The sequence below is a fragment of the Phenylobacterium sp. genome (genome assembly GCF_035276905.1).
Classification (GTDB): domain Bacteria; phylum Pseudomonadota; class Alphaproteobacteria; order Caulobacterales; family Caulobacteraceae; genus Phenylobacterium.
In genome coordinates this window covers 1-5,967 of sequence record NZ_DATELG010000010.1, presented here as the reverse complement: position 1 = coordinate 5,967, position 5,967 = coordinate 1, and the positions used below count along the sequence as shown (strand labels likewise).

4 protein-coding genes are annotated in these 5,967 nt (G+C 71.1%); all 4 read right to left on the bottom strand.

Features of this window, described 5'->3' with window-relative positions; genetic code table 11:
* Positions 1 to 565 (bottom strand): uroporphyrinogen-III C-methyltransferase (gene cobA, locus VJS38_RS00370; protein ID WP_324086175.1); only part of this gene is annotated, 565 nt, incomplete at its 3' end.
* On the bottom strand, positions 555 to 3,233 hold the full coding sequence (locus tag VJS38_RS00365) for a nitrate reductase (RefSeq protein ID WP_324086174.1): 2,679 nt from the start codon (positions 3,231 to 3,233) through the stop codon (positions 555 to 557). The genes cobA and VJS38_RS00365, both read right to left, overlap by 11 nt.
* Before the next feature lie 4 nt (positions 3,234 to 3,237).
* A complete protein-coding gene (nirD, locus tag VJS38_RS00360; RefSeq protein ID WP_324086173.1) occupies positions 3,238 to 3,576 on the bottom strand; it encodes a nitrite reductase small subunit NirD in 339 nt (112 codons plus the stop codon).
* Positions 3,573 to 5,967, bottom strand: a 2,395-nt coding sequence (nirB, locus tag VJS38_RS00355; protein ID WP_324086172.1) for a nitrite reductase large subunit NirB, incomplete at its 5' end; no start/stop codon positions are given. The genes nirB and nirD, both read right to left, overlap by 4 nt.

Sequence of the window (5,967 nt, the reverse complement as noted above, 5' to 3'; positions counted from 1 at the left end):
CGATCAGCCGGGCGCTGAGCTCCTCCGCCGCGCCGCCGCCCATGTAGATGGCGAGCGTCGTCTCGGGATCCGCCGCCGAGCTCCAGTCGGCCTGCAGGGCGCCGGCCTCCAGGCGGGCGGTGGTGAACACCACCCGGCGGGCCTGCTTGCGGTGGGTCAGCGGGAAATTGAACTGCGCCGCCGCGGCGCAGGCGGCGGTGATTCCGGGCACCACCTCCGTGCCGATCCCGTTGGCGTTCAGGAACGCCGCCTCCTCTCCTACCCGGCCGAACACCGATGGGTCGCCACCCTTCAGGCGCACGACCCGCAGGCCCCGCTTGGCGAGCCGCAGCATCAGCCGGTTGATCGTCTCCTGCTTCATGCTGGCGCGGCCGGCGCGCTTGCCGGTCTGGATCTTCAGGCAATGCGCCGGCGCCAGCGCCAGCACCTCCTCCGAGATCAGGGCGTCATAGAGCAGCGCCTCGCAGCTTCCTATGGCCCTGAACGCGCGGAGCGTCAGCAGATCCGCCGCGCCGGGCCCGGCGCCCACCAGCTGGACGAAGCCTTGCTTCTGCTCATGCGGCATGGCGCACCTCCGGTTTGGCGGACTGGCTGAGCAGGCGAGCGATCTCCGGACGGCAGGAGCCGCAGGAGGATCCGGCGCCGGTGGCCTCGGCGACGGCGTCGACCGAGCCGCAGCCCTCGGCGATGGCGGCCTCGATCTTCGCCTGGCGCACGCCACGGCAGGCGCAGACGATAGGGCCGGTCTCGATCGGCTGGCCCGGCGCACGGCCGACCAGCAGCAGCGCGCGGTCCATCGGCGAGAGCTCCTCGAGCGCGAACAGCTCGGCCAGCCAGTCGCGCGGCGGCAGCGCGCCGGTGCAGGTGATGAACAAAAGCCGTTCCAGACGGCCGCCGGCGATCCAGGCCTCGCGCAGCGCGCCGGTCTTGGCGTCCTCGAAGCGCAGCGCGTCGTGGCCCACGTCGCGCGTCAGCGCCTTTCGCAGGGCCTCGCGCTCGGCCTCGTCGCCGCGGCCGGCGAACTCGTGCAGCTGACAGGCGCCTTGCGGGATCCGTCGCCAGACGAGATCGAGGCCTGCAGGCGCCTTCCAGCTTTCGTGGGCGAGGAAGAAGCCGCGCCAGGTCTCGCGGTAGGGCCGCACGCGCGCCGGCGTGTGCTTGAATTCCGGCTGACCCGATCGGGCGTCCACCCTGGGCGCGACCAGGGTGTTGGAACGTCCGTGGGCGGCGTAGACCGCCGTCCAGTGCATCGGCATGAAGACCGACCCCGGCCGCTGGCGGTCGGTGACACGAGCGATGGCCACCGCCTCGCCCTGCCGGGTCTGCACGCGGGTCAGCCGGCCATCGGCGACGCCAAGGGGCTGCGCGTCGGCCGGATGGATCTCGACATAGGGTTCCGGCGTGTGCCGGCAGAGCTCGGGCGCAAGGCCCGTGCGGGTCATGGTGTGCCAGTGGTCGCGGACCCGGCCCGTGTTCAGCGCCAGCGGATAGGTCAGGTCGACCGCCTCGGCGGGACCGGCGGCGGCGACCGGGACCATGCGCGCCCGCCCGTCCGGGAACTGGAAGCGGCCGTCGGTGAAGAGGCGCGGCGCGCCGCCGTCCGCGGTCACCGGCCACTGCACCGGCTCCAGGGCGTCGTATTCGTCGGCGGTGAGGCCGGCGAACGGGCCGAGATGCAGGAAGCGGCCAGCATTCTCGTGGCCGGTGTTCTCGTAGGCCGTCATCCGCGCGTACTCGCGGAACACCTGGCCGGAGGTGCGCCAGGAGAAGGCGTCGGCGAAACCCATCGCCGAGCCGACGTCGGCGACGATCCGCCAGTCGGCCCGCGCCTCCCCTGCGGCGGGGAACAGCGCCCGCTGGCGCGAGATGCGGCGCTCGGAATTGGTGACCGTGCCGTCCTTCTCGCTCCAGCCCATGGCCGGCAGCTTCACGTGCGCAAAGGCCGTGGTGTCGGTCTCGGCGATGCAGTCGGAGACCACCACGAAGGGGCATTTGGCCAGCGCCTCGCGGACCTTGTCGCCGTCGGGCATGCTGACGGCCGGGTTGGTGGCCATCACCCACAGCGCCTTGATCCGGCCGCTGCGGACCGCCTCGAACATCTCGACGGCCTTCAGCCCCGGCTTCTCGGCGACCTTGTCCGCGCCCCAGAAGCGCGCGACGCGGGCGCGGCTCGCCTCGTCGAAGTCCATGTGGGCGGCGAGCGTATTGGCCATGCCGCCGGTCTCGCGCCCGCCCATGGCGTTCGGCTGGCCGGTGATCGAGAACGGGCACGCGCCCGGCTTGCCGATCCGCCCGGTCGCCAGGTGGGCGTTGATGATCGCCGAGCCCTTGGCGACGCCCTGGCTCGACTGGTTGGCGCCCATCGAGAACAGGCTGACGGTCCGGGGCGTCTCGGCGAACCAGCGGAAGAAGAGCTCGAGGTCGCTGGGCGCCACGCCGCAGTCGGCGGCGACGGCGGAGATCGACTGGTCGGCGCGTGCGAGCTCGGCCGCGACCTCGTCGAAGCCCGCCACGTGGGCGGCGACGAAAGGACGGTCCACGACCCCGCGGCGGAGGAGGTCGGCCAGGAGGCCGTTCCACAGCCGCACGTCCATCTGCGGCTTCAGCGCCAGGTGCAGGTCGGCGACCTCGGCGGTGTCGGTGCGGCGCGGATCGATGACCACGTGCCGCTGGCCGCGGTCCTTGGCCTGCTCCATCCGCCGGAAGAGCACCGGATGGGTCCAGGCGGCGTTGTGGCCGGAGAACACCACGAGGTCGGCGAGTTCCAGGTCCTCGTAGCAGCCGGGCACCAGGTCGGCGCCGAAGGCCAGCTTGTGCGCCACCACCGCCGAGGCCATGCAGAGCCGGGAGTTGGTGTCGATGTTGCCCGAGCCGATGAAGCCCTTCATCAGCTTGTTGGCCGCGTAGTAGTCCTCGGTCAGCAGCTGTCCGGAGACGTAGAAGGCGACCGAGTCCGGGCCGTGGCGGGCGATCGTCTCCTTGAACCGCTTGGCGACCAGGCCGACCGCCTCGTCCCAGCTCGCCCGCTTGTTGCCGATCATCGGATGCAACAGCCGGCCTTCGAGGCCGACGGTCGATCCGAGCGCGCTGCCCTTGGAGCACAGCCGGCCGAAGTTGGCCGGGTGCGCCGTGTCGCCCGTGACGACGAGGTCCCGGCCGTCCGGCTCAGGCTTGCCCAGGACCCCGCACCCCACGCCGCAGTAGGCGCAAGTGGTCCGACGCGGACCGCTCATCCCGTCACACCTGGCCCAGCAGGATGCGTCCGTCGCGGACCTCCAGCGGCACCACCGGCGTGCAGCCCTTGCCCGCGTCGGCCCCCATCGGCTCGCCGGTGGCCAGGTCGATGTTCCAGGCGTGCAGCGGACAGGTCACCGCCCGGCCGTGGATGATCCCCTGGCTTAAGGGGCCGTCCTTGTGCGGGCAGCGGTCCAGCAGGGCGTAGAGCTGGTTGTCGCCGGTGCGGAACACCGCCACGTCGCCCTTGGGCGTGGGCACGCGGCGGGCGCCGCGCAGCGGCACGTCGGTGACAGCGCCGACGTCGATCCAATTGATAGGGTCGATGACAAGCGCGTTCATGCGGTGACGAGCTCCATGCGGCGGGACAGCGGGTTGAACTCGTCGGCATGGCGGCCGGCGACGCGTTCGGCCCACGGGTCGATGCGGGCGAAGCGTTGCGAGTAGGCGAAGAGGTCGTAGAGCTGGCGGCGGCGCTCGGGGTTCTCGATCTCCGCGCGGATGCTCTCCAGTCCGACGCGGGCCATCCACTTGTAGATCCGCTCCAGATACCAGCCGTTCTCGCGGTAGAGCTGCATGACCGCGCAGATGGTCCAGATCGCCTCCTCCTCGGTCGCGACCTTGGTGAGCAGCTCGGTGCCCTGGATGTGCAGGCCGGCGGCGCCGCCGATGTGGATCTCGTAGCCGCTATCCACGCAGATCACGCCGATGTCCTTGCAGGTCGCCTCCGCGCAGTTGCGCGGGCAGCCGGAGACCGCGAGCTTGACCTTCGCCGGGGCCCAGGAGCCCCACATGATCTTCTCCAGCTGCACGCCCAGCCCCGTGGAGTCCTGGGTCCCGAAGCGGCACCATTCGGAGCCGACGCAGGTCTTCACCGTGCGCAGGCCCTTGGCGTAGGCGTGGCCGGAGACCATGCCCGCCGCGTTCAGGTCGGCCCAGACCGCCGGCAGGTCGTCCTTCTTGACGCCCAAGAGGTCGATCCGCTGGCCGCCGGTCACCTTCACCGTCGGGATCTTGTACTTGTCGGCCACGTCCGCGATCGCCCGCAGCTCGTTGGGCGTGGTCACCCCGCCCCACATCCGCGGAACGACCGAGTAGGTGCCGTCCTTCTGGATGTTGGCGTGCACCCGTTCGTTGATGAAGCGCGACTGCTTGTCGTCGCGGTATTCGCCCGGCCAGGCGCACAGCAGGTAGTAGTTGAGCGCCGGCCGGCACGAGGCGCAGCCGTCGGGGGTATGCCACTCCAGCGCCTGGAAGGTCGCCGGCATCGACTTCAGGCCTTCGGCGACGATGCGCCGGCGGACCTCGTCATGGCCCTTTTCGGTGCAGCCGCACACCGGCTTCGGCCCGGTCTGCGCCTGGAAGGCGTCGCCCAGGGCAGCCATCAGGATCTTCTCGACCAGCGGCGTGCACGAGCCGCAGGAGGCCGAGGCCTTGGTGACCGCACGCACGCTTTCCAGCGTGGTCAGGCCCTGGTCGGCGATGGCGCCGGTGATCGTGCCTTTGCAGACGCCGTTGCAGCCGCAGATCTCGGCCTCGTCGGCCATGGCGGCAACGGCGGCGCTAGGGTCGAGCCCCCGAAGGCCCTCCGTCACCGCCTGGCCGAACACGAGGGTCTCGCGGATGTCGCCGACCGGCTGGCCGGAGCGCATCAGGTCGAAGTACCAGCCGCCGTCGGCGGCGTCGCCGAACAGGACCGCGCCGGCGACCTTGCCCTCCTCCAGGACGATGCGCTTGTAGACCCCGCGACCGGCGTCGCGGAACACGATGTCCTCGCAGCCGTCGCCGCCCGAGAACTTGCCGGCGGAGAAGACGTCGACGCCGGAGACCTTCAGCCGGGTGGAGAGCACAGAGCCCTCGTAGCCCCCCTGGCCGTCGGTGAGGGCGGCCCCCAGCGCCTTGCACATCTCCCAGATCGGCGCGACCAGGCCGTAGCACTGGCCGCGGTGCTCGACGCATTCGCCCACCGCATAGATGGAGGGATCTGAGGTGCGCATGGCGTCGTCGACGATCACCCCACGGCCGGTCTCCAGGCCGCAGGCCTTGGCGATGGTGGTGTTCGGGCGGATCCCCACGGCCATCACCAGCAGGTCGCAGGGCAACACGCGGCCGTCCTTCAGCTTCAGGCCCGCGACGCGGCCGTCCTGGCCAAGGATCTCCTCGGAGTCGGCGCCCAGCACGGTCTCCACGCCGCGCTCGGACATGGCCTCGGTGAGCAGGAAGCCGGCCGAGGCGTCGAGCTGGCGCTCCATCAGCACGTCCATCAGGTGGACGACCGTGGCGCCCATGCCGCGGCGGGCCAGGCCGTAAGCGGCCTCGATGCCCAGCAGGCCCCCGCCGATGACGACGGCCCTGGCGCCCGGCTTGGCGGCGGCGATCATGGCCTCCACGTCGTCGAGGTCGCGGAAGGTGACGACACCCTTCAACTGGGCGCCCGGCAGCGGCAGCCGGATCGGGTCGGAGCCGACCGCCAGGATCAGCCGGTCGTAGGGCGCGACGAGGCCGCCTTCGGCGCGCACCACCTTGGCCTCGCGGTCGATCGCCTCGACCTTGCGTCCGGCGTGCAGGGCGATGGCGTTGTCGCGGTACCAGGCCTCGTCGTTGATGACGATGTCGGCGAAGCTCTTCTCACCCGCCAGCACCGGCGAAAGCATGATGCGGTCGTAGTTGACCCGGGGCTCCGCCCCCAGGATGGCGATCTCGTAGCGTTCGGGATCGCGCTTGAGCACTTCC

What these genes read in the sequence shown, in the direction of transcription:
- nirD (WP_324086173.1), bottom strand. Translation starts at nt 3,576, where the DNA reads ATGAACGCGCTTGTCATCGACCCTATCAATTGGATCGACGTCGGCGCT.
- VJS38_RS00365 (WP_324086174.1), bottom strand. Translation starts at nt 3,233, where the DNA reads ATGAGCGGTCCGCGTCGGACCACTTGCGCCTACTGCGGCGTGGGGTGC.